The organism is Endobacter medicaginis (genome assembly GCF_014192375.1).
GTDB lineage: Bacteria > Pseudomonadota > Alphaproteobacteria > Acetobacterales > Acetobacteraceae > Endobacter > Endobacter medicaginis.
Genome location: NZ_JACHXV010000005.1, coordinates 216,508 through 238,122, shown reverse-complemented (window position 1 = coordinate 238,122; position 21,615 = coordinate 216,508). Strand labels below are relative to the sequence as shown.

At 66.3% G+C, this 21,615-nt stretch carries 25 protein-coding genes; 12 read left to right on the top strand and 13 right to left on the bottom strand.

Annotated features, from left to right (window positions below; genetic code table 11):
- Positions 1 to 43: 43 nt before the first annotated feature.
- Positions 44 to 475 (top strand): MerR family transcriptional regulator, encoded by a 432-nt coding sequence (locus FHR90_RS08620; protein ID WP_246330128.1) that lies wholly within the window; start codon positions 44 to 46, stop codon positions 473 to 475.
- On the opposite strand, the gene FHR90_RS08615 is transcribed toward FHR90_RS08620, so the two are convergent.
- The 5 genes from FHR90_RS08615 to FHR90_RS08600 form a co-directional block, all read right to left on the bottom strand.
- The gene (locus FHR90_RS08615; RefSeq protein WP_176623548.1) at positions 472 to 1,155 is read right to left on the bottom strand and encodes a type 1 glutamine amidotransferase domain-containing protein; all 684 of its coding nucleotides are present in this window, start codon (positions 1,153 to 1,155) and stop codon (positions 472 to 474) included. The genes FHR90_RS08620 and FHR90_RS08615 overlap by 4 nt on opposite strands.
- A 33-nt stretch (positions 1,156 to 1,188) precedes the next feature.
- Positions 1,189 to 2,229, bottom strand: a complete 1,041-nt coding sequence (locus FHR90_RS08610; RefSeq protein WP_176623550.1) for an NAD-dependent epimerase/dehydratase family protein — start codon at positions 2,227 to 2,229, stop codon at positions 1,189 to 1,191.
- Positions 2,226 to 3,056, bottom strand: coding sequence for an L-dopachrome tautomerase-related protein (locus tag FHR90_RS08605; RefSeq protein ID WP_218062010.1), 831 nt, complete (start codon positions 3,054 to 3,056; stop codon positions 2,226 to 2,228). The genes FHR90_RS08610 and FHR90_RS08605 overlap by 4 nt, the downstream gene beginning before the upstream one ends.
- A gap of 33 nt (positions 3,057 to 3,089) precedes the next feature.
- On the bottom strand, positions 3,090 to 3,317 hold the full coding sequence (locus FHR90_RS17235) for a hypothetical protein (protein ID WP_218062011.1): 228 nt from the start codon (positions 3,315 to 3,317) through the stop codon (positions 3,090 to 3,092).
- Between the two features lie 115 nt (positions 3,318 to 3,432).
- Positions 3,433 to 4,146, bottom strand: coding sequence for an SDR family oxidoreductase (locus FHR90_RS08600; protein WP_183275052.1), 714 nt, complete (start codon positions 4,144 to 4,146; stop codon positions 3,433 to 3,435).
- Positions 4,147 to 4,257: 111 nt separating this feature from the next.
- Here FHR90_RS08600 and FHR90_RS08595 point away from each other — a divergent pair, with 111 nt between their 5' ends.
- The 3 genes from FHR90_RS08595 (at position 4,258) to FHR90_RS08585 (ending at position 7,766) form a co-directional block, all read left to right on the top strand.
- Positions 4,258 to 5,178 (top strand): LysR family transcriptional regulator, encoded by a 921-nt coding sequence (locus FHR90_RS08595; RefSeq protein ID WP_221188237.1) that lies wholly within the window; start codon positions 4,258 to 4,260, stop codon positions 5,176 to 5,178.
- 117 nt (positions 5,179 to 5,295) lie between these two features.
- Positions 5,296 to 6,528 (top strand): MFS transporter, encoded by a 1,233-nt coding sequence (locus FHR90_RS08590; RefSeq protein ID WP_218062152.1) that lies wholly within the window; start codon positions 5,296 to 5,298, stop codon positions 6,526 to 6,528.
- Positions 6,525 to 7,766 carry an arsenic transporter gene (locus FHR90_RS08585; protein WP_183275050.1) on the top strand — a complete coding sequence of 414 codons (1,242 nt, stop codon included), beginning with the start codon at positions 6,525 to 6,527 and terminating at the stop codon, positions 7,764 to 7,766. The genes FHR90_RS08590 and FHR90_RS08585 overlap by 4 nt, the downstream gene beginning before the upstream one ends.
- Positions 7,767 to 7,840: 74 nt before the next feature.
- On the opposite strand, the gene FHR90_RS08580 is transcribed toward FHR90_RS08585, so the two are convergent.
- From FHR90_RS08580 to FHR90_RS08565, 4 genes are all read right to left on the bottom strand, one after another.
- Entirely contained in the window at positions 7,841 to 9,331 is a 1,491-nt protein-coding gene (locus FHR90_RS08580; RefSeq protein WP_176622018.1) for a YifB family Mg chelatase-like AAA ATPase, read from the bottom strand.
- Between the two features lie 101 nt (positions 9,332 to 9,432).
- Positions 9,433 to 9,819, bottom strand: coding sequence for a hypothetical protein (locus FHR90_RS08575; protein WP_176622019.1), 387 nt, complete (start codon positions 9,817 to 9,819; stop codon positions 9,433 to 9,435).
- A complete protein-coding gene (locus tag FHR90_RS08570; protein ID WP_176622020.1) occupies positions 9,816 to 10,121 on the bottom strand; it encodes a rod-binding protein in 306 nt (101 codons plus the stop codon). The genes FHR90_RS08575 and FHR90_RS08570 overlap by 4 nt, the downstream gene beginning before the upstream one ends.
- On the bottom strand, positions 10,118 to 11,203 hold the full coding sequence (locus tag FHR90_RS08565; RefSeq protein WP_176622021.1) for a flagellar basal body P-ring protein FlgI: 1,086 nt from the start codon (positions 11,201 to 11,203) through the stop codon (positions 10,118 to 10,120). Before FHR90_RS08565 ends, FHR90_RS08570 begins: the two co-directional genes overlap by 4 nt.
- A gap of 96 nt (positions 11,204 to 11,299) precedes the next feature.
- On the opposite strand from FHR90_RS08565, the gene FHR90_RS08560 reads away from it, so the two are divergent.
- Both FHR90_RS08560 and dksA read left to right on the top strand, forming a co-directional pair.
- Entirely contained in the window at positions 11,300 to 11,737 is a 438-nt protein-coding gene (locus FHR90_RS08560) for a flagellar assembly protein FliX (protein ID WP_176622022.1), read from the top strand.
- Between the two features lie 114 nt (positions 11,738 to 11,851).
- Positions 11,852 to 12,265 (top strand): RNA polymerase-binding protein DksA, encoded by a 414-nt coding sequence (gene dksA, locus FHR90_RS08555; RefSeq protein WP_176622023.1) that lies wholly within the window; start codon positions 11,852 to 11,854, stop codon positions 12,263 to 12,265.
- Positions 12,266 to 12,298: 33 nt separating this feature from the next.
- On the opposite strand, the gene flgH is transcribed toward dksA, so the two are convergent.
- From flgH to flgF, 4 genes are read right to left on the bottom strand one after another with little or no spacing between them, the layout of a single operon-like run.
- Positions 12,299 to 13,018 carry a flagellar basal body L-ring protein FlgH gene (flgH, locus tag FHR90_RS08550; protein WP_266152830.1) on the bottom strand — a complete coding sequence of 240 codons (720 nt, stop codon included), beginning with the start codon at positions 13,016 to 13,018 and terminating at the stop codon, positions 12,299 to 12,301.
- Positions 13,019 to 13,029: 11 nt separating this feature from the next.
- Entirely contained in the window at positions 13,030 to 14,070 is a 1,041-nt protein-coding gene (gene flgA, locus FHR90_RS08545) for a flagellar basal body P-ring formation chaperone FlgA (RefSeq protein ID WP_176622025.1), read from the bottom strand.
- A complete protein-coding gene (flgG, locus tag FHR90_RS08540; RefSeq protein ID WP_176622026.1) occupies positions 14,067 to 14,852 on the bottom strand; it encodes a flagellar basal-body rod protein FlgG in 786 nt (261 codons plus the stop codon). The genes flgA and flgG overlap by 4 nt, the downstream gene beginning before the upstream one ends.
- Positions 14,853 to 14,875: 23 nt before the next feature.
- A complete protein-coding gene (gene flgF, locus FHR90_RS08535; protein WP_176622027.1) occupies positions 14,876 to 15,604 on the bottom strand; it encodes a flagellar basal-body rod protein FlgF in 729 nt (242 codons plus the stop codon).
- A 166-nt stretch (positions 15,605 to 15,770) separates the two neighbouring features.
- Between flgF and FHR90_RS08530 the strand changes: the two genes are divergently transcribed.
- From FHR90_RS08530 to FHR90_RS08505, 6 genes are all read left to right on the top strand, one after another.
- Positions 15,771 to 16,238, top strand: a complete 468-nt coding sequence (locus FHR90_RS08530; RefSeq protein ID WP_183275049.1) for a flagellar basal body-associated FliL family protein — start codon at positions 15,771 to 15,773, stop codon at positions 16,236 to 16,238.
- On the top strand, positions 16,235 to 17,290 hold the full coding sequence (fliM, locus tag FHR90_RS08525; protein ID WP_176622029.1) for a flagellar motor switch protein FliM: 1,056 nt from the start codon (positions 16,235 to 16,237) through the stop codon (positions 17,288 to 17,290). The genes FHR90_RS08530 and fliM overlap by 4 nt, the downstream gene beginning before the upstream one ends.
- Positions 17,291 to 17,300: 10 nt before the next feature.
- Positions 17,301 to 17,801, top strand: a complete 501-nt coding sequence (locus FHR90_RS08520) for a DUF6468 domain-containing protein (protein ID WP_176622030.1) — start codon at positions 17,301 to 17,303, stop codon at positions 17,799 to 17,801.
- A complete protein-coding gene (locus tag FHR90_RS08515) occupies positions 17,798 to 18,574 on the top strand; it encodes a MotE family protein (protein ID WP_183275048.1) in 777 nt (258 codons plus the stop codon). The genes FHR90_RS08520 and FHR90_RS08515 overlap by 4 nt, the downstream gene beginning before the upstream one ends.
- Before the next feature lie 13 nt (positions 18,575 to 18,587).
- On the top strand, positions 18,588 to 18,971 hold the full coding sequence (locus tag FHR90_RS08510) for a response regulator (RefSeq protein ID WP_176622032.1): 384 nt from the start codon (positions 18,588 to 18,590) through the stop codon (positions 18,969 to 18,971).
- A gap of 442 nt (positions 18,972 to 19,413) precedes the next feature.
- A complete protein-coding gene (locus tag FHR90_RS08505) occupies positions 19,414 to 21,546 on the top strand; it encodes a tetratricopeptide repeat protein (protein ID WP_176622033.1) in 2,133 nt (710 codons plus the stop codon).
- The last annotated feature ends 69 nt before the right edge of the window (positions 21,547 to 21,615 follow it).

The following is a 21,615-nucleotide window of genomic DNA, read 5'->3' as shown; positions in this document are numbered from 1 at the left end:
ACCTTTGAGTTAAGTTTAATCTCAAGCAATAATTCTCAAGACAATGAGCACGACGGCAATGAAGATCGGAGAGCTGGCCAGACGCACCGGGCTGACGGCGTCGCGGATCCGTTTCTACGAGAGCATCGGCCTGCTCGGCGAGGTCGGGCGACGGGCGAACGGCTACCGCACCTATCCGTCTGAGGCGGCTGTGACGCTCGAACTGATCAACGCCGCCCAGAAGGCCGGTTTCAGCCTCGACGAGATCCGCACCCTGCTACCGGGAGAGCTGGGCCGCTGGGACCATGACGCGCTGCTCGGCACACTGCGCCGCAAGGTCGCTGAAATCGAGGCGCTCGAGGCGAAGCTCGCGGCGAGCCGCGCCGGTCTGCTGACCGTGATCGGACAGATCGAGACCAGACCCGAAGACATCGACTGCACGGCGAATGCACGCCGGGTGCTGGGCAGCATCCTCGGCGGGCTGGACGAGACCTAAAGCAGCGTGAGCACGCGTTCGGCGGTCGCCTTCGCCGAGAATGGGTTCTGACCGCTCACCAGACGTCCGTCGGCGACGACGTGGCTGACGAACGGCACCAGCGCCTTGCGATACAGCGCCCCGCGCCGCTTCATCTCCGCTTCGGCATTGTAGGGCATCAGTTTCGCCACCCCGGCCAGCACCTCCTCGCTCCAGGAGAACCCGGTGATCCGCCGTCCCGCGACCAGCAGCGTGCCGTCCGACAGCCGCGTGTTCAGCAGGCCGCAATAGCCGTGACAGACCGCCGAGACCACGCCGCCGCGCTCCCACACCGCGCGGGTCAGAGCCTGCAGCCCAGGACTGTCGGGAAAGTCCCACATCACCGCGTGTCCACCGGTGAAGTAGAGTGCATCGACACCGGCGGGATCGATCTCCTCCGGGGAAGCAGTCGCCTGCAGCAACGCCATACGGGCGGGATCGCCGAGCCAGGCGCGGGCCGACGCATCGAGCAGCGGCCAATTCAGCGCACGGGGCTCGAGCGGCGAGACGCCACCGCGCGGACTGACCAGCCGCTGCGAGAAGCCCCGGGCGGCGAAGATGTCCCAGGCATGGGTCAGCTCCGACAGCCACAGCCCGGTCGGATGTGACGGGTCGTCGTAATGGGCGACGTTGCTGACCACATGGACGATATGCCTGCTCATGCGGGCAGCGTAACCCTCAGCCCCGCTCGAGGGTCAAGCCGGTCGGATCGGCGGCAGGATGCGCCCGGCGATCTGCCGTTCGATCGCCGCGATCAGCGCGGCGACCGGATCGACATCGTGGCTGAAGCCGGCGAGGCGGATCTTGGTCATGTCGGAGACCACGTCGAAGGCCGATCCGAACACGAAGTCACCGAAGCCCCAGCCCACCGCCCGGCCGTAGTCGGGCTGCACGAGGCCCGAGGCGAGGCGGTCCCAGACCGGCTCCAGCAGAGGCATGTGGCCGGCGAGCGAGAACGGGATCGGCGTGCCGATATCGAGCTGGAAATGCCCCGCCACCCGCTCCCACACACGGCGCCAGCGGAACGGCGGGTGGACGTAGTTGAATGCCTGTCCCGCCGCGGCCCCGGCGGTCGCCGCCCACAGGCTGGCGCGGGCCAGCGCGTGCGCGTCGGTGAACTGCGCGAGCACGCGGTCATAGGTGTCGGCGCTGCCGGGAAAGCGGAAGGCAGCACCATCGGCCCTGGTCAGCGCTGCGTAGGCGCCGATCACGGTGGCGATGTTCATCGCATTGCCACCGGCATCGCCGACCATCACGTCGGGGCGCAGGATGGCGAAGGAGGGCCCGCCCGAAGCGGCGCGGCGGCGCAGTTCGTCTTCCTGGGTGAAGTAGAAATTCGGGCCGATCGGGCGGGGATTGTCGTCCTCGTAGAAGGGCGAGGCGACCGGCCCGAGATGCACGCCATAGACCTTGGCACCCTGATACAGCACCACACGCTGCACAGGCGCGCCGACCGCGGCAAGACCGTCGAGCAGATGACGCAACATCGCCGAATTGACGCGCTCCTCGCCGTCGAACCCGCCACCCGTGCCATAGGCCGCGTAGAAGACATGTGTGGTGTCGGCAGCATCCTTCAGTGCCGCACGTGTGGCGGCGGCGTCGGAGAGATCGGCGGCGATACCGCCCGTGCCGCTGCGCGACAGGGCGCGCGCCGTCCAGCCCTCGGTCCGCGCGAGTTCCTCCAGCAGCGCCTTGCCGATGATGCCGGTGGCACCGGCGACGAGTGCGGTGTTCATCGCCGCACCGCCTTCACACCGAGTGCGAGGCTGTAGAGCACGATGGGCGGGCGCACGACGGAGGTTCCGTCATGCAGCCCGGCGGTACGGTTGAGTTGTGAGGCGGGCATCAGCAGGTTCCCATGATCGTCGATCCACATCGCGTCCACCCAGACCAGCCGCGGATCGGCGATCAGGGTCGCGATGCGGCCGGTGGGCGAGATGGTGAGGATGCGACTGCGGTCGGTGTCGGACAGATAGATGGTTCCGTTGGCGTCGATGGCGGTGCCGCCGGTCGAGGGCGTGTCGGCAAAGCGTTCGACATGGCGGCCGAGTTCGGCATCCGACAGGGCGGGATCATCGAGAAACCGGGTCTCGATGCGCGACAGACGGCCGTTGGAGGGTTGGTAATAGAACCATCGCCCGTCGGGAGAAATCTCGAGCTGGTCTGCATGAATGACGACAGGGTCGCCCTTCGCATCGCGCAGCGGGCGACCTTCGGCAACCAGCGGCGTCTGCGCGACCGTGGAGGGATGGCCCTGCAACACCCGCCTGCCGCGGCCGCTGTCGAGATCGAGCACGATCAGGCCCGGATCGCCGGCGTCAGTGAGATAGGCGCGACGACCGTTGAAACGCACGTCATCGACGAAGCTCCACGGCAGCGTCACCGCGCCGAGATCGTAGCTGCGCGCCAGCCGAGCGCTGGCGATGTCGAAGCGCAGCAGCTTGGGCCCGTGCGGTGCGAGCGGCTTGCCGATCCCCGGTCCGCCACGATCGACCACCCACAGGTCTCCGTCCGGACCGATGCGCAGCGCGTTGACGCCGACGAAGCGGTCCGCTCCGTCCATGCCCGGCCGCCAGCCGTTCCAGTGCGCGTCCGATCAGGCGACGGGCTGGCCGGCGCGCACCTCGACCACCTGAGCCGACTCGCCCGGGGCGGCAGGCTGCACCGGCAGGAACAGACGTCCGTCGCGGCTGGTGGCGACGCCGTTGATGACGAGGCCGGAGGCGAAGACCTCCGTGAGTGCAGGCGCTGCGCGCGCCGTTGCAGAGGCGAGCGCGGTTCCTGCCAGGCCCAGCAACACGGCGCGTCGATCCGGTGTCAGCATCGTCTCGGTCTCCGATCTTGGTTGGGCACCGGGCCCATCTGCTGGAGAACGGTCGAATTGTCCCCCAGATGCCCGTTGCCGGTCGTGTGCTTCTCTGCCGGCGGCTGCCAGCCGATCAGGCGATCGTGCCGCCGCCGTCGACGGTCACGGTGGTGCCGGTGACGAACGGGTTGGCGGCGACGAACAGCACCGCCTGAGCGACATCGTCCGGTTTGCCGATGCGCCGGGCGGGCAGACGCCGGGCCGTGCTGTCGAACATCGCCGAGCGCGCCTCGTCTGCCATGCCGGCCCAGAGCGGCGTGTCGATCAGTCCGGGCGAGACCGTGTTGACGCGGAGCGGTGCGCGTTCGAGGGCAAGGCCGCGTCCGAGAGCCTCGAGGGCGGCGTTGATCGCGCCCTGCAGCACGGAGGCGGCACTCGGACGGTGCGACAGGAAACCGGAGATGAAGGTCAGCGAACCGCCATCGGCGATCCTGGCCGCGCGCGCGACGCGGTAGGCGCCCCAGAACTTGCTCTGCATCGAGCTGTAGGCATCCTCGAGCGGCAGGCGGCCGACCGGTCCCGAGACCGTCGCCGCCGCCGCGATGACGACGTGATCGAATGCCGTCTCGGCGGCGAAGAGCGCCTCGATTGCGTCGTTGTCGAGCAGGTCGAGCCGCGCCGTGTGCGCAGCACCCGTCGCCGCGAGCTTCGCGGCATCGCGGCCCGCGGCCACGACATGCGCGCCAGCGGTGGCGAAGGCGCGCGCAGTGGCGGCGCCAATGCCACCTGTCGCACCGATGACGAGCACACGGCTGTTGGAAAGGGCCGTGGTCGTGGACTCGCTCATGAGGTCTCCTGCTGCTGTGATCTTCGGATACAGCGAGGATGGCTCCTTGCTACGGATGATATAATTGGCGTGAAATGAGATGATCTGTTGCGTCTGGTTTGATAATCGGTGTTGGACGACCTCAACGAGCTCAGGACATTTCGCGCCATCTTGGCCGAGGGCAGCCTGTCGGCGGCGGCCCGAAGGCTCGGGGTGACGCTGGCGGTGGTCAGCCGGCGGCTGGCCGTGCTGGAGCGCCGGGTGGGCATGCGGCTGATCCACCGCACCACACGGGCGCTGTCGCCGACCCAGGACGGTGCGCGCCTGCTCGATGCGATCGAGGCCGCGCTGGACGGGCTGGACCAGGCCGAACTGCGGCTGGCCGGAGCGCGGGACGAGCCTTCCGGCCTGTTGCGGGTCAGCGCGCCGGTCTCGTTCGGCCGCCGTTTCGTCGCCCCTCTGCTCGGAGGGCTCGCGGCGCTGCATCCGCGGCTGAGCGTGCAGCTGGCGCTGAGCGACCGGGTGGTGGATCTGGTCGGCGAGGGGTTCGACGTGGCGGTGCGGATCGGCCGGCCGGCCGACAGTTCGGCGGTGATGCGCCGGCTTGCCGACAACCAGCGCATCCTGGTCGCCGCACCCGCCTATCTCGACACGGCCGGCCGGCCGGATGCGCCAGAGCAGCTCCGCGGACACGCGTTCCTGCGCTATGGCGGCGCGGCCGCGCCGTGGCGCCTGCACGGTGCCGACGGGCGCACCGCCGAACTCGACGCGCCGGCGCGGCTGCACGCGGACAGCGGCGATGCGGTGCATGACTGGGCGCTGTCGGGTTTCGGCATCATGCTGAAATCCGCCATCGACGTAGCCGACGATCTCGCCAGCCGGCGGCTCGAACGCGTGCTGCCCGGGTGGCATGGCGGCGATGCGCCAGTGGTGGCACTGCATCCGAGCGCACGGCACCTGCCGCTCAAGACGCGCGTGCTGCTCGATGCACTGGTGGCGCGCTTCGCCCCGTCGGCGACGGAGGCGGGAAACCCGGCTTTGCGTCAGGCGTAACGCGCTCTGCGCACGCCGCACGGGCGCTGCTTGCCCTGCCGGGGCGGCGGCGCACGACGGGAGATCACGGTCTTGGCGAACGCGAACGCACAGTCGGACGGGCAACAGGACCGGCAGATGCGGCGAGCGCAGCGTGGGCTCCTGGCGCTGAATTTCTTCATGGCCGACATGCAGTCCGGCATCGGCCCGTTTCTCGGGGTGTTCCTGCTGGCTCATGGCTGGAGCACCGGGCCGATCGGCTCGGTGCTGACCCTGGGCGGCGTCGCCGGGATGCTGATGACCGCCCCGGCTGGCGCGTTCATCGACCACACGCATCGCAAGCGGCTGGTCGTGGTGGTCACGGGAAGCTGCACCGTTCTGGCCTCCTGTCTGGTGCTGGTCTCGCAGTCGGGCTGGGTGGTGGCGCTGAGCCAGGTGGCAAGCGCGGTGGCGGGGGCGGCGATCGGGCCGGCGGTGACCGGCCTCACCCTCGGCGTGGTGCGGCAGGCCGGATTCATCGGACAGAACGGCCGCAACCAGATGTTCAACCATGCCGGCAACGTGCTCGGCGCCGGACTGTCGGGCTGGCTGGGCTGGCAATTCGGCATGGTGGCGATCTTCTGGCTCGCCGCGCTGTTCGCGGTGCTGTCGATCGTCTCCGTGCTGTCGATCCCGGCCGCGGCGATCGACCATCGCGCGGCGCGCGGGCTGGAGGGGAACGCGGCCGATGACGGCGATGAGGGACAGGCCGAGGGCTTCCGCGAGCTGTTGCGCAACCGCCCGATGCTGCTGCTGGCGGTATGTCTGGCCTGTTTCCATCTCGGCAACGGCGCGATGCTGCCGCTCTACGGCATGGCGGTGGTCTCGTCGCGCCATGCCGATGCGGCGATGTTCACCGCCGAGACGGTGATGGTCGCGCAGGGGGTGATGATCGTCGCGGCCTTCGTGGCGACCCGCATGGCCCGGCGCACCGGCGGCTACTGGCTGGCGCTGCTGGTCTCTTTCGCCGTGCTGCCGCTGCGCGGCGTGATCGCCGGGCATCTGATCACCCATTGGGGCGTGTGGCCGGTGCAGATGCTCGACGGGATCGCTGCGGGTCTGCAGAGCGTCGCGGTGCCCGGGCTGGTGGCACGGCTGCTCGACGGCACCGGGCGGGTCAATGTCGGCCAGGGAGCGGTGATCACGGTGCAGAATGTCGGTGCGAGCCTGTCGCCGGCGCTGGGCGGCTGGCTGGCGCAGATGCTGGGCTATCCGCGCGCCTTCATGCTGCTTGGCGGCTTTGCGCTGATCTCGGTCGCGCTGTGGGCCGGCGGCGCGTCTGTGCTGCGCAGGCAAGGCGGACGACGGGCGCGAGGCCGGGCCCTTGCATGAGTGTCTTGCTCATCTGGGCGATCTGCGCCGTCGCCACCGCCTGCGTGATCCTGCGCCCGCTGGGCTGGCCGGAATGGATCTGGGCGGTCGTCGGCGCCACGCTGCTGGTCGCGACCGGCAGGGTGCCGGTCGGAGCGGCGATCGGCGCGATCGGCAGGGGCGGCGATGTCTATCTGTTCCTCGCCGGGATGATGCTGCTCAGCGAGGCGGCGCGCGCGCAGGGACTGTTCGACTGGGTGGCCGCCTGTGCGGCCCGGCTTGCCGGCGGGTCGCGCCCGCGCCTCTTCACGCTGGTGTTCGGCACCGGGGCGATCGTCACCGTGCTGATGTCGAACGATGCCACCGCCGTGGTCCTCACCCCGGCGGTGTTTGCCGCCGCACGCCATGCCGAGGCGGACGCACTGCCGCTGCTGCTGGCCTGCGCGCTGATCGCCAACGCGGCGAGCTTCGTGCTGCCGATCTCCAATCCGGCCAACCTGGTCATGTATGGCGGTCACATGCCGCCGCTCGGCGCCTGGCTCGACTCGTTCACTCTCCCCTCGCTCGCCGCGATCGGGGCGACCTACGCCGTGCTGCGGCTGCTGTATCGACGACGCATCGGCGGGCGCTGCACGGTGCCCGAAGAGACGCCCCGACTGTCGCGCGGTGGCGTGATGGCGCTGGTAGGCATCGGCCTGACGGCGCTGCTGCTGGTCGTCATCTCCGCCCTGGACCGCCCGCTCGGCGCTCCCACCGCGCTTGCCGGCACGCTGACCGCGCTCGGCGTCTGCGCGCTGACCCGCAACTCCCCGCTCAGGCTCGTCCGGAGCGTGTCCTGGGGCCTGCTGCCGCTGGTCGCCGGGCTGTTCGTGCTGGTGGAGGCGCTGAAGCTGACCGGGGTGACCGGCCATATGGCCGACCTCCTGCGCACACCAATGGCTGATCCCCGCCAGCAGGCCGCCCTTGCCGGCAGCGTGCTCGCACTCGCCTGCAACCTGGTCAACAACCTGCCCGCCGGGCTGGTCGCAAGTTCGGCGATCGCGCAGGCGCAGCCTCCTGATACGATCGTGGATGCGCTGCTGATCGGCGTCGATCTTGGCCCCAACCTCTCGGTGACCGGCTCGCTGGCCACCATTCTGTGGCTCCAGGCGATCCGCCGCGAGGGCGAGGCGGTCGGGTTCTGGACGTTCCTGCGCTGCGGCGCGGTGGCGATGCCGACCGCGCTGGCGGCTGCCCTCGCCGCTCGCCTGATCCCCTGAACCGAACGCAGACCGCCATGAATGCCGCCTGGGCCATCCCTCGCGCGTCTGAAATCCGCCGCTGGCCGGATCCGCTACTGTCGTCCGGGAATGCGATGGCGAAACGCCAGCGCCTCGGCCACATGCATGCGCTGGGTGGATTCGATACCGGCGAGATCGGCGATGCTGCGCGCGACGCGGAGCAGGCGCGTATAACCGCGCGCCGAGAGGCGCATGTGCTCGGCGGCCTCCTCGGCGAGCGTTCGCGCCTCATCCGCCATCGGAAGCTGCTCGATCTGCGCCGCGGCATTGCGAACGCCCGGATGCCTCGCCTGCTGGATGGCCCGTGCAGACGCCACCCGGGCCGCCACCACAGCACTGCTCTCGCCACGCGGCGCCCGAGCGAGTTCGATCGGCGCGACCGGTGCGACCTGCACACTGAGATCGATACGATCGAGCATCGGACCGCTGATCCTGGCCAGATACTCCTCTCCGCAACGCGGTGCCTTTCGGCACTCCCGGTCCGCGTCGCCAAGATAACCGCATCGGCACGGATTCATCGCCGTCACCAGCTGAAACCGTGCAGGATAGGTCACATGCGCCGCGGCCCGCGCCACGGTGGTGGAACCGGTCTCGATCGGTTGCCGCAGCGTCTCGATCGCCTGACGCGGAAACTCGGGCAACTCGTCCAGAAAAAGAACGCCGTTATGCGCGAGACTGATTTCCCCCGGCTTCGCCCGCGGCCCTCCCCCCGACATCGCCGCGGCAGAGGCCGAATGGTGCGGTTCCCTGAAAGGTGGCCGGCGCTGCGGACGACCCTCGAATGTTCCGGCCACGCTGTGCACAATACTGACTTCGAGCGCCTCCAGCGGCGTCAGATCGGGCAGCAAGCCCGGCAGACGCGCCGCAAGCATCGATTTTCCGGCCCCGGGAGGCCCGATCAGCAACAGGTGATGCCCGCCACAAGCCGCAATTTCCAGCGCCCGTCGAGCCGTCTCCATCCCACGGATATCGGCGAGATCCGGTTGCACCGGCTCCTCGGCCGCGACACCCGGAGCCGGTGGCGACAATACCTGGTCACCGCGGAAGTGATTGAGCAATGACACCAGATCCGGCGCTGCCAGAATGCGCAATTCTCCGGCCCAACCAGCCTCCGAACCCTGGCGCGCCGGGCAGATCAGCCCGAGCCCGTCGCCATAGGCGGCCATCGCTGCCGGCAGCACGCCATTGACCGGGGCGATTGCGCCGTTGAGCGCCAGTTCGCCGAGTGCGGCATACTCGGCAAGCTCGCTCCGCGGCAGCATCTCCATCGCCGCCAGCACGCCAAGCGCGATCGGCAGATCGAAGTGCGAACCCTCCTTTTGGAGGTCCGCGGGGGCGAGATTGACCAGGATGCGCTTCGGCGGCAACGACAGGCTCATTGCCGAAAACGCCGCCCGCACCCGCTCGCGCGCTTCGGCAACCGCCTTGTCCGGCAAACCGACGATGAGAAAGGCCGGCAAGCCATTCGAGATCTGAACCTGCACATCGACCGCCATCGCGTCGACACCGAGGAAGGCAAAGCTCCGGATACTGGCAAAACTCATGACCCGGCCACACCTCCTCCGCCTCGCCGCCCGGCGGGAGCGGACGCAACGTCACCCCCTTGAATAACATTTTGCAAGTGGAACCGAAAGCACCCCTCAGATCAGATACGCTTATGGATCGCCATCGCCCGAGAAGCCCCATCGCCCTGGCTATACCCGCCCCGGGCCCCGTAGGCGGTTCCCATCGGAGCGTCCGATCGGGCCGCCTGCGCGAGCAGGCTCATGATTCGCGACTGGACCTGCATCGCGCGCTGCAAAAGCAAGCGGTTTTCCTCCAGGGCACGCTCGAGACGCACCACGCCATCAGCCAGCAATCCATGCGCTTCAGACGTCTGCTGGCGCGCCGCGACCAGGGCATCGATGCACGCCTGCTTGTGCGGCAAGATCTGCCCCGCCGTCCTGAAATCAACGTCCCTCAGCGCCTGGTTCTCGATGACCAGGATGTCGTACAGCTTCCTCGCGAGGTCACTCAGCGACGCCATCGTCATTTACGCTCCTGCGCCTGTAGCATCTGCCTGTAGATGATGTCTGAAAGACCAAGCCCTCCTGCAGCCTCAACCGAGCCGGCGATCTGCTCGACGATCATCGGACGGAACATCTTCTCGCCCGCTCCGCCACCAAACGGACCGTCTGCATTGTCGGCGGTCTCGAAAATCGGCTTCAGCATCTCCCCGATCGCCATCGTCTCGAACGCTCCAGCCGCCTTGCGCAGTCGCTCGGCCTGCCCGGACGGCAATTGGGCATCAGGCAGGGGCGCAGCGGCCGCACCGCCCGAAACCGGCCGCGTCATCGAACCACCATATTGGCTTGCAACGCTCCGGCTGCCTTGATCGTCTGCAGGATGCTGATCATGTCGCGCGGGCCGACACCAAGTGCGTTCATTCCGCTGACCAGATCGCGCAGGGTGGGGCCCGACGGCAGGATGCCGAGCTTGTGTCCCGCATCGGTACTGACCTTGACGTTGGTGCGCGGAACGACCGCGGTCTGCCCGTTGCCGAACGGCGCCGGCTGTGACACCAGCGGCGCCTCCGTGACCTGCACGGTCAGGTTCCCCTGGGCGATCGCCACTGTACTGATCCGCACGTTGTCGCCCATCACGATCGTGCCGCTCGCCTCGTCCACCACCACCATGGCCTCGGTATCGGGGACCACCATCAGATCCTCGATGCGCGCGAGCGTCTCGATCACGTCACGGCCGCTGAGATTGAGGCTGATCGTGCGGGGATCCTCGACCTCGGCAACCGGGCTGCCAAGGTCGCGATTGATGGTCAGCGCCACACGACGCCCGGTCGTGAGATCCGGATTGCGCAGCGACAGATGCAGCAGGGGCCGCTCACGCAGATCGACCGGCACCTCGCGTTCCACGATTGCCCCGTTGGCGATCCGGGCCGAGGTTGGGATATTGCGTGTGACGGAGGCGGCGGCGCCCTTCGCCGAGAAGGCACTGCTGACCACCGAGCCCTGTGCAACGGCATAGACGTCGCCATTGGCGGCCATCAGGGGGGTGACGAGCAACGTGCCACCCGAAAGATCGGTCGCATCGCCGGTCGCCGACACCGTGACGTCAATGCGGGACCCTCCATGTGCGAAGGCCGGCAGGTCGGCGGTCACCATGACCGCAGCGATATCGCGCGTCTGAAGCTGCGCCTGCTGGGCCCGAACGTTGACGCCGAGCCGCTCGAGCATGCTGATCAGCGATTCGCGGGTGAACAGGGCATTGTTCAGCCGGTCGCCGGTCTGATTGAGGCCGACCACCAGGCCGTAACCGATCAATTGGTTGGACCGCACGCCCTCCACATCGACGATGTCCTTGATCCGGACCTCCTCGGCCGCCGCCCCGCAGACGGGGAGCAGCATCGACAGGGCGAGCATGCAGGCAGCAGCGACTCGAAAACCAGGCACGGCGTTTGCCAATCATCAATCTTTACCGGCCAAGATTAGGCATCGATTTACGAATAAATCGTCAACGTGAGTGCCGCCGACATGACGATCTATGGACTCCCCCCCATTCGCCGCGACGAAGGCACTCGCAGATCGCGGCCGGGCGCCGGTTGCGCGTTCGCCCGCGCCCTCGGCCCGGAGACGAGCAATGATCCTGTCACCGTGGCCCAGCCTCCCCCGCCTTTGCACAGCCTGCTCGGACTCCAGGAAATCGATGCTGGTCCTCCCGTCGCCCTGTCGCGCACGGGGCTCAAGGAGGCGAGCGAAGACCTGTTATCGACACTTGTCCACCTCCAGCGCAGCCTGTTGTCAGGTACCGACCCGGCTGCCACCCTCGGAGATCTCACGCGGCAACTCGAAGCTCTCCCCCCACCTTCCGACGACGCCCAGGCCGGGCTGATCAGCCTGCTGCGTCTTCGGGTCGCAGTCGAGTTGGCCCGCCATTCGCCCAAAGGGGCCTTGTGACAGGGTGATGACGGCCGGATTCTTTGCTTGGCGACACGCCCCGGCGTGGCTATAAGCCGCGAAATCTGGGTGTCGAGACCGCGAACCGCCGCGGCGACTGAGGAACTTCGCTGTATGATTACGCTTCCGCCCGATTACCGCCCGACCGACAGCGAAGAGTTCATGAACTCGTTACAGGTCGAGTATTTCCGGCAGAAGCTGCTGCGCTGGAAGTCGGACTTGTTGCGCGAGGCCGGCGGTACGCTGGCCAGCCTCTCCGAGGGCGGCATCCACGAGGCGGACATCACCGATCGAGCCAGCGTCGAGACCGACCGTGCCCTCGAACTTCGCACCCGAGATCGAGCCCGCAAGCTGGTCGGCAAGATCGATCTTGCTTTGCAACGCATCGAACTGGGTACCTACGGCTACTGCGAGGACACCGGAGAACCAATCGGCCTGCGCCGACTCGAGGCCCGGCCGATCGCCACACTGTCGATCGAGGCGCAAGAGCGCCACGAGCGCTTCGAGAAGGTCCATCGGGACGATTGAAGCGTCCCGAACCTTGGCTCGTGATGTGCTGCGTCAGAACGGCAGCAGGATGTCCATGAGCTGTTGGCCGTAGCGCGGGGTCTGCAGATCGGTCAGCTGGCCCTTGCCACCGTATGAAATACGCGCTTCTGCCAACCGGTCATGGGTGATGGTGTTGTCCGCACCAATATCCTGTGGACGGACGATCCCCGAAACAAGCAGGACACGTAATTCGCTGTTGACCCGCATCTCCTGTCGTGCGGCAATCACGAGATTGCCGTTCGGCAGTACCTGCGTCACCACACCCGCGAGACGCAGTGTCACGACCTCGGCACGGGATATCTTGCCGGTGCCGGCATTGGCGTTGTTGCTGTTGGTCGAGACAAGGTCCTGGCCGGTCGCTGCCTCCAGAATCTTGAGTTTGCTGGTCAGGCCGAACAGGCTTGGAACCCCCAGCCCCTCGGAGCCTGTCCGACTGGCGGTGGTATTGTCGTTGACGGTCGCGGCATCGGTGATGTTGACCAGGATGGTCAGGATGTCACCCACCTGCGCAGCACGCTCATCCTTGAAGAATGCGCGGCTGCCGGGGCGCCAGAGGCTGGCAATTTCGGTGGGCGATGCCTGGAGCGGCGGCATCGGCATCGTCAGCGGTCGGTAATCGGGGGCCTGGGTCGGATCGGACATCTGGGTCATCGCCGGCGGCCTGCCAATATCGGACAGTCTGTCCGCGACCCCGCAGCCCGACAGGGTGACGCAGCAGATCAGCAGTGAAATCCTCGATTTGGTCACAGGCCCGCCCCCCCGCGCATGTCAGCGATCGTCGTGCCAAAACCAGCCGCGCCGCCGGCGCTCTGGAGAATCTGACCCGGCCTGGCCACTCCGATCGGCATCGAGCCGGGCTGTGCTTCCGCCGAGCCGTCGGATCGCACACGGGCCACGATGATCGCGCCGGACGATGGATTGACCAGACGGATCTCATCGCCGACCGCACCACCCTGCATAGCCTGCATCGTGGTCCCAAGTGTCAGTCCGCCGCTTACCAGCGATACGCGAACGCCAGCGCCGCGGCGCACCAATGGCAGGCGGATGGTGTCTTGCGCACGCAGCGGCTGCCCGGCCACGACCGGACGACGAAGCGAAAGGCCGATGAGAGCGCCCGGGTCCTCAGCAAACCGGTCCTCAGCCGGTCCCGGACGCTGCGAAACGGTATCTAGCCTGAGATCGGCCGGCCCCAGTGTCTCGCCTGCCTGCATGTCATGCACCGCCACCGTGACGGTCACATCACGCTCAATATGTCCGGTCAGACGGACGGCACTGCTGCCGTCGCCATCGGTGCCGATCTGCAGTCGCGCCGCGAAACGCCCTTGCCGAGGATCGTAATCGAACTGCTCCACCGCAGGCTCGGCATGATCGTCGAGCGCGACCATCGGTGCGACGAACGGATCGAGGCGAATATGCATGTCACTTGGCGCGCCAGCCCCGATCAGCGCCTCGCGCAGGGGCTTGTCGAAGGCAACGTCCCGCAAGGGGCGTCCAGACCGTGTCAGACTCAGACGCGTCGTGGGCCTCACGGCGAGATCGACCCCGAACTGCTCAGCAATCGCCGCGATCTGTTCGGCGCCTACCGAGATGCTTCGCCCGGGACCGGGCGCAGGACCAATGTCGCAGTCCTGACCGGGCTCGAGCCCGATGAACAGATCCGACAGACGTACGGTCGGGCCGACGACAGTGCCACGGTGGTTGATTTCCGCGGCGGCGGCGCCCCCAGCGAGGAACGCGCAGACGAAGGTCGAAGTCGCGATCAGAAGTCTCGTCGATGCGCTCATCGCAGGTTCGTCAGGGTCTGCAGCATCTCGTTCGATGCCGTGATGACACGACTGTTCATTTCATACGCGCGCTGCGCCGTGATCAGGCTCGTCATTTCGCTCACAACGTTGACGTTCGAGCTCTCGACGAAGCCCTGCATCACGCTGCCGAACCCTGGAGAACCCGGCGCGCCGGTCACAGGATTGCCCGATGCTGCGGTCTGCAGAAAGAGGTTGTCACCCTGGGCATCGAGCCCAGCCTCATTGGCGAATCCGGCCAGCTGTATCTGGCCGAGGGTGGACGGCGCGGTCTGGCCTGCAATCGACGCCTGCACCTGGCCGGAGGCGTTGATGGTGATGCTCTGGGCATTTGCAGGCACGACGATTCCGGGCGCCACCGCATATCCGCTCGACGTCACGATCGTTCCGTCGGCCGCCAGGCCGAACGTACCATCGCGTGTGTAGGCAGTGTCACCGGAGGGCAATGTGATCTGGAAGTAGCCATTGCCCTGGATCGCCACATCGAGGCTGTTCGACGTCTGCTGGAGGTTACCCTGTTCATTGATGCGATAGACCGCACCGGTCTTGACGCCGAGCCCGACCTGGGCACCGGACGGCAGCACCGTGTTGTTGTCGGAGCTGCTGGAGCCGACACGACGCAGATCCTGGTAGATCAGATCCTGGAACTCCGCACGCCGGCGCTTGAAGCCGGTGGTGCTCATGTTTGCGATATTGTTGGAAATGACGTCGACATTTGTCTGCTGGGCCTGCATGCCCGTAGCTGCAATATCGAGAGATCGCATCTGCCTGCTCTTCCGTGCTGTTCTCAGGTCGTCTGTCTGGTCAGCGCATCGATCGCGCTCTGTTCACGCGTCGCTTCCGACTGCACGAACTGCGTCGTGAATTCGAACTCCCGCTGCTCGCGCATCATGCGCGTCATCTCAAGCACGGGCTGGACGTTGCTGCTCTCGATGGCGCCTTGAACGACCTTGGGTGCGGCAATCGTGTCGAGTGTCGCGTTACCGGGATTGAGCAACCCGCCGCCCTCGCCTTTGATTTGCGCGGGGTCGGCCACCGAAACGATACCGATCCGTGCGATCCGTCCGTTCTCACTGCTGAGCACACCGTCTGCCGACATGCTGAGCCGAGTATCGCCGGCGGCAACCGAGATCGGACGTCGCGCGTCGTCGAGCAGGGCATTACCGGTGGCATCGGTGATGGTTCCGTCGGAGCGCAGCGTGAATTGTCCGGCGCGGGTCAGGCGCAGGCCGGCATCGGTCTGGACCGTAAAATACCCGCTTCCCTGCACGGCGAAGTCGAGCGGGTTCCCGGTCTGCGTCAACGCGCCTTCCTGCTGCTGGCGATAGGTTGCACGGTCCTGGACGAACTGGATCGGCGCGGCGCCATGGTCCTGGCGCGAGATCCAGTCGGAGAAAAGCATGCGTTCCGACTTGAAGCCGGCGGTATTCGCATTGGCGATGTTGTTTGCGGTCACGTCGATGGATCTCTGCTGGGCAACCAGGCGCGAGAGCGTGATGTAGGTCGGGTTATCCATGCCGGTTTCCTCAACGGAGGGCTTCCGGGGCATGTTGGCAGACGATTGCTACCAAATACTTACCGCCGGAGCGTGAAACGGCCATCGCTGGGGAAACGGCTCGTTAACCTTCTTGCTCCACAATGACCGCCACACCCGCTGGGGGTGCCAGATGATGGAAGCGGACATGTCGGAACAAGCCTCGGAAAATCCGGCGGCAAAAAAGAGGCCCAAATGGCTGATCATGGGTGCAGCGGCACTTGTCGTCGTCGCGCTCGGGCTCGGCGGGGCCTGGAAAGCGGGCCTGTTCGCCCACAAGGCGGGACACGAAGCGCCCAAGCTGGCGGTCGCGCCAGCGCTACTGGAGATCCCCGACATCGTCACCAACCTCGATACGGGCAGTCAGCGCACGCGATTCATCAAGCTTCATGCGCGCTTGGTGCTCCCCAGCCCGGACGACCGCATAGCTGCCGAGAAGCTGGTCCCGCAGGTCACCGACACCATCCAGACGTATCTGCGTGCAGTCACCGCCGATGATCTGCGTGGCGCGGAGGGCACCTACCGGCTGCGTACCGCCCTGCTCAACAGGATATCGGTAACGATTGCACCGGCGCACATTACCGATGTGCTGTTTTCAGAATTGCTCGTCCAATGAGCGGCAGCTCCGACACGCCAGCCGAGGCAGACTGGGGGCCGCAGGCGCTGCCCGACGACGGCGAGGGCGCGGGACGGGTACTCAATCAGGCCGAGATCGACAGCCTGATGGGCTTCGAGGTGACACCCGGCGAGACGGACCGCTCGTCCGGCATGCAGCGGATCATCAACTCCGGCCTGATCTCCTACGAGCGTCTGCCGATGCTGGAGATCGTGTTCGACCGGCTGGTCCGGATCATGTCGACCAGTCTGCGCAATTTCACAAACGACAATGTCGAGGTCTCGATCGATACCGTCAGTTCGTTGCGGTTTGGTGACTACCTCGACACTATTGCGCTCCCGGCCATGCTCGCCGTCTTCAAGGCGGAAGAGTGGGAGAACTACGGACTACTGGTCATCGATTCGACCATGATCTACTCCATCGTCGACGTCCTGCTGGGGGGGCGGCGCGGCTCGGGGGCGACGCGGATCGAGGGACGCCCCTACACGACGATCGAGCGCGGCCTGATCGAGCGAATGATCCATATCGTTCTCGCAGATCTGTCGACGAGCTTCGAGCCTCTCTGCCCGATCAATTTTCGCTTCGAACGACTGGAGGTCAACCCGCGACTGGCGGCCGTTTCCCGGCTGTCGAACGCCACGGTGCTGGCACGACTCGATATCGATATCGAGGACCGCGGCGGCCGCATCGAGCTGCTGCTGCCATATGCGACGCTCGAGCCGGTTCGCGAACTGCTGCTGCAGCAGTTCATGGGCGAGAAATTCGGCCGTGACTCGATCTGGGAGAACCACCTCGCCGATGAGCTGTGGGGCACGGAAGTCGAGCTCGATGTCCTTTTGGATGAGCAGACCATGCGTCTGAGTGACATCCTCGCACTGCAACCGGGCAGCACCATCATCCTGGGTCGGGGAAGCGATGTCGGCGTCACGCTGCGCTGCGGACCCATCGGCCTGTTCAAAGGCCAGGTCGGACGGCGCAAGGATCGGGTCGCGGTGCGTATCGGGACTCCACTGCTCCGGCAGTCCGGCCACGTTGAATCGCGCAGAAGCTGAGGGAGGCGAGATGAGTATGCTCCAATGGGGTCTTGAGGGGGCCGTTGTCGTGCTTCTTCTTGTCACCCTGCTGCATGTCAGCCGCCTTCAGCGCGCACTTGGCGTGCTGCGACGCGACCGCACCGCCCTAGAGGCGCTGATTACCGGCTTCAACGACAGTACACATCAGGCGGAACGCGGCATCGAACGCCTGCGGGCCGCGTCCGAAGGAGCGGGACGCCAGATCGTGCGTCACATCGACCAGGCCAAGGCCCTTAAGGATGATCTGATCTTTCTCGCCGACCGCGCCGAGCAGGTCGCCGACAGGATGGAAGGTCTGTTGCGCCATGGCCGACCGGGCGAGACGAATGCTGCCGTGCCAGTCCAGCCTTTACACCAGGCTTCGCCGCAGCCGCTCACGCAGTTTCAGGCCGCGGCGCCTTCGCTCGCGCGGAGTGACGCCGACGATCGCGAGCGGGTGCGCAGCGAGGCCGAACGCGATCTCCTCCGCGCCTTGAAACTTGCGAGATGACGATGAGCAACCGACTGCCGGCGATACGGCCGCTCCCTTTGACCATGCTCGCCCTCTTTGCTCTTCTGGTCTGCAAATCTGCCGGTATCGTCTATGCAGCAACCGCGCTGCTGCAGTCGGCGACCGACGGCAAGTCGGACGGGCGCGCACCGGCAGCTCCAGGCGATAGTGTCCGGGCGTCTGATGCACTGACGGGACTGCCTGCCCGGTTGGCGCCCTCACCTGCCGGCCCGGCGACAAGTCAGGGCAAGCCTGGCGCAGCTCCTGCGTCCGCTCAGCCGCCCGCGTCAGACGAGCATGAACTCGCCGATGAGCTCGCACGGCAACGCCAGGAGCTTGCCTTGCGCAGTCCGGCCGCGGATGCGCGCGACGATGTTCTGAACACCGCCCAGAGCCGTCTGCAACAGAAGCTCGATGACCTCGCGCAGCGCCAGAAAGCCGTCGATAGTGCCGAGAGCAGGCGCGCCGATGTCGACGCAGAGACGTGGACCAACCTCGCCAAAATGTACGAGGCCATGGCTCCGAAGAGTGCTGCCGGTATTTTCGACGTGACCGAACCCCGGCTGCTGGTCAACATCGTGGACCACATGAATGTCCGTAAGGCAGCCGCAATCCTTGCGGTCATGCAGCCCGAGCGGGCTCGGATTGCCACGCAGATGCTTGCGCTGAGTCAGTCGAATGCGCGTCCGGCACCCGTCGCAAGCGGGGAGAGTGCCGCCCAGACGGCCGCTGCCAAGCCTGCGACAGACGTCCAGTCTCCTACGGGACAATAAGGCGCGAGCAAGTATGTTTGACCAGAACATGCAGGTCCTGATTGTCGATGACTACAAAACCATGCTGCGGATCATCCGGTCGTTGCTCAAACAGATTGACCTTCACGATGTCGACGAGGCCTCCGACGGCAACGAGGCCCTGCGCAAACTTCGCCAGAACCGCTATGACTTTGTGATCAGCGACTGGAACATGGCGCCGGTCTCGGGCCTCGATCTGCTCCGTGAAGTCCGCCGGGAACCGACTTTGCGGCATCTGCCATTCATCATGGTGACTGCCGAGGGCAATCTGGACCGTGTGGTTGCCGCCAAGCAGGCCGGCGTCTCCACCTATATCGTCAAGCCGTTCAATGCCGAGACACTGCGTGACAAGATCGAGAAGATTTTCTGCGATGTCTGAATGCAGATGCGACCGCCATCGGCGCCGCAGGAACTTGTCATGCCTGGTCGCGATCGCCGCTGGTGTTTTCCTGGGCGGCCCGGCAATGGCATTCCCGGCTCAGACGGACGACGGTTCGGCCTTGCCGTATGCAGATACCGACGCCAGACATGCCGCTGTCGCGGGCGCACATCTCGTCTTCGTCGCCCCTGCGACAAACGATCTCGACCTTGCCGCAAGTGCCAAAGTTACGACGCCCGGATCGCCGGCCGACGCAGGGCTGCTGCCTGGTCTGCCTGAGGGATTTGTCGCGACTGTATCCAACGCCGTTTCGACGCCCCGGGCTGCGACGACGAGTCTGGCGCCCACTGAGACGCGGAGCGGGGATTCCGATTCAACAGGCGGACATGCGCAAACCGCCGCACGATCAGAACGGCCGCGGCCGCAACCCCCAGGGGCGGGCATGCTGCTGCCGTTCGGCCCCGAGGTGGGTGCGGCCATGCTACGACACGGCGACCTGTTCCTAGTCTATCTCGACACCGCAGCCGAACTCGCGCTGCCGCCGGATCATGGCCTCTTTGTGAGCGCGACGGTCGAGCGCTCGGCGAATGCGATGCTGCTCAGATTGATGATGGCCAGTGGCTCCGATCTTCGCCTGTGCAGGGTCGAGACTGGCTGGCTGCTGTCACGTGCGACGTCTGCGCCTTGCGATGCGCCACCCACCATCACGCTTGACCGTGCGGACGGAGCACTGCGCCTCCATGCAGGCCACCCGGGTCGCGTGGTTGCTGCACGCGACCCTATCACGGGCCAAGACTTGCTGATCGAAACCGCAGGTGACGAGCGCTTCGGGCGTGTAGCTGATCCGTCTCGATCACCCGCCGCGATGGTGCCGGGGACAGAACTTGGGATCATTCTGGCGGAAGCTGGGGATGCGGTCCGGCTTGACCGCCAGGCGGACGGTGCGATCGTTCGGCCATGGGGTGGAGACGCCACGGGCTTGCTGCCCGCTGACGCCATGACGCACGTTCTGGATCTGCCGCATATGGACGCATTGCAGGCACGCCAGCGTCTCGAACAAGCGCAGACCCTGCTGCGCCAGCATGCCGCGCCGTCACGCGCCATGCTGATCGAGGCAGCCGAGGCGGCGCTCGGTGCCGGGAACGGATGGCAAGCGCTTTATTTCGTTCATCAGGCCCAGGCATGGCAGACTCCCGGCGACTCGAACGAGCAACGCCGGATCGCCATGATCGATGAAGCAGCGCAGCTCCTCGAACATTTCCCCTTAGAGACGACGCGCGCATCGACAGAGGCGGCCAACTCCGCCTTTGCCGACAGGAGCGACGAGGCAGCGAGTTGGCGCGCGCTGGCCGGCTGGCAGCGCGATCCACCGGCCGGAGAGAGATGCAGCCGATTGCAGCAGGCTGTGCAGCTCCTGTCCGATTATCCGGCACCGTTGCGCGAGCGACTGCTGCCGGCGGCCGGCGAGGCGCTTTCGGCCTGCGGCACCGGGCAGGAGCTGAGCTGGCTGCAGCATCTACCCGACGATGACACATTGCGGCTGGCGAAGGCACAGGCGCAGGCGCGCGGAAATGATCTTGCCGGCCCCCTCGACGGGCTCGACAGATTGACCCGCGATCGTGACCCGGTCGTCGCCTACCGCGCCGAGAAACTGGATATCGATTATCGCGTCCGCCGCCATGAAATGGATGCGCGCCAAGCGGCCGATCGGCTCGAGCCGCTGGTGTTCGCAGCACGCATGGCCGGCGACGAGGATGCCTGGGCACGCGATCTCGCCGAATTACGCCTGCAGGCGGGACAGTTCGACCAAGCGCTCGATGCACTGAGCCTGCTCCCCGCGTCAGCAGGCGGAACGAATGAATTGCTGCTGCACCTGGTGCAGGCGCTGGCCACCGGGGATGAACCGAAGGATCTGGTCGCTTGGGACAGCCAGCTGCTGAAATGCGCGAAACTGTTGGAGCGTCAGGGCTCGAGCGACCCGCGGACCCGGGTGATGTTGGCGGAGGCGCTGTTGCGCGGCGGGCTCGCTCGCAAGGCGATCGAAGTGCTGCCGTCATCCGATGCGACGACTGACGTTGACCTGCGCCTGCGTATCCTGACCACCCGGGTCAAGGGGCTTGTCGATCTTGGCGACATCGAAGGTGCTCGGGCGGCACTGAGTGCGGCGCAGGACGCGCAGTCAAACCTGCCGAACCCGATTATCGTCCTGCAGGCCCAGATCGCCATGCGCGCTGGCGACTGTGCAGGTGCGCTGCAGAGTCTCGATCGAATGACGCAGTCTGCGAGCGGGGATCACGACCGAGAGATCTCACGACTGCGTGCGCTCTGCCAGACAAAAACAGCACGCTGGTCGGAGGCGGAGACGTCGTGGCAGGGGTTGCTGCCCAACGCAGCCCCCCGTGATGCGCTGCCCGCCGCGGACCAGGAGATTGTCTTGCGTTACCTTGAAGCAGCGACGCGCGCGGGAGATACCGCTGCTGTCGAGCTTGGCATACGACAGTTCTCCGACCGGATGACATCCGAGAACCGTATCGCACTGTCAGCCCTGCAAAAAACCGTAGTGGCTGTTCGGTAAGCCTCCTCGCAACGCACCGGTGCCGATGGTACTCACCGGTGGCGTTGGTGGACATGGGCAGGATCGCCC

Bases quoted from the DNA above. Each gene is read 5' to 3' on its own strand.
- flgA (WP_176622025.1), bottom strand. From the start codon at position 14,070: ATGAGCGCATCGACGAGACTTCTGATCGCGACTTCGACCTTCGTCTGC.
- fliM (WP_176622029.1), top strand. From the start codon at position 16,235: ATGAGCGGCAGCTCCGACACGCCAGCCGAGGCAGACTGGGGGCCGCAG.
- FHR90_RS08580 (WP_176622018.1), bottom strand. From the start codon at position 9,331: ATGAGTTTTGCCAGTATCCGGAGCTTTGCCTTCCTCGGTGTCGACGCG.
- FHR90_RS08575 (WP_176622019.1), bottom strand. From the start codon at position 9,819: ATGACGATGGCGTCGCTGAGTGACCTCGCGAGGAAGCTGTACGACATC.
- FHR90_RS08530 (WP_183275049.1), top strand. From the start codon at position 15,771: ATGTCGGAACAAGCCTCGGAAAATCCGGCGGCAAAAAAGAGGCCCAAA.
- flgF (WP_176622027.1), bottom strand. From the start codon at position 15,604: ATGGATAACCCGACCTACATCACGCTCTCGCGCCTGGTTGCCCAGCAG.
- FHR90_RS08510 (WP_176622032.1), top strand. From the start codon at position 18,588: ATGTTTGACCAGAACATGCAGGTCCTGATTGTCGATGACTACAAAACC.
- FHR90_RS08515 (WP_183275048.1), top strand. From the start codon at position 17,798: ATGACGATGAGCAACCGACTGCCGGCGATACGGCCGCTCCCTTTGACC.
- dksA (WP_176622023.1), top strand. From the start codon at position 11,852: ATGATTACGCTTCCGCCCGATTACCGCCCGACCGACAGCGAAGAGTTC.
- FHR90_RS08610 (WP_176623550.1), bottom strand. From the start codon at position 2,229: ATGAACACCGCACTCGTCGCCGGTGCCACCGGCATCATCGGCAAGGCG.
- FHR90_RS08620 (WP_246330128.1), top strand. From the start codon at position 44: ATGAGCACGACGGCAATGAAGATCGGAGAGCTGGCCAGACGCACCGGG.
- FHR90_RS08585 (WP_183275050.1), top strand. From the start codon at position 6,525: ATGAGTGTCTTGCTCATCTGGGCGATCTGCGCCGTCGCCACCGCCTGC.
- FHR90_RS08505 (WP_176622033.1), top strand. From the start codon at position 19,414: ATGCTGCTGCCGTTCGGCCCCGAGGTGGGTGCGGCCATGCTACGACAC.
- FHR90_RS08605 (WP_218062010.1), bottom strand. From the start codon at position 3,056: ATGGACGGAGCGGACCGCTTCGTCGGCGTCAACGCGCTGCGCATCGGT.
- FHR90_RS08590 (WP_218062152.1), top strand. From the start codon at position 5,296: ATGCGGCGAGCGCAGCGTGGGCTCCTGGCGCTGAATTTCTTCATGGCC.
- FHR90_RS08565 (WP_176622021.1), bottom strand. From the start codon at position 11,203: ATGCTCGCCCTGTCGATGCTGCTCCCCGTCTGCGGGGCGGCGGCCGAG.
- FHR90_RS17235 (WP_218062011.1), bottom strand. From the start codon at position 3,317: ATGCTGACACCGGATCGACGCGCCGTGTTGCTGGGCCTGGCAGGAACC.
- flgG (WP_176622026.1), bottom strand. From the start codon at position 14,852: ATGCGATCTCTCGATATTGCAGCTACGGGCATGCAGGCCCAGCAGACA.
- FHR90_RS08520 (WP_176622030.1), top strand. From the start codon at position 17,301: ATGAGTATGCTCCAATGGGGTCTTGAGGGGGCCGTTGTCGTGCTTCTT.
- FHR90_RS08615 (WP_176623548.1), bottom strand. From the start codon at position 1,155: ATGAGCAGGCATATCGTCCATGTGGTCAGCAACGTCGCCCATTACGAC.
- FHR90_RS08570 (WP_176622020.1), bottom strand. From the start codon at position 10,121: ATGACGCGGCCGGTTTCGGGCGGTGCGGCCGCTGCGCCCCTGCCTGAT.
- FHR90_RS08600 (WP_183275052.1), bottom strand. From the start codon at position 4,146: ATGAGCGAGTCCACGACCACGGCCCTTTCCAACAGCCGTGTGCTCGTC.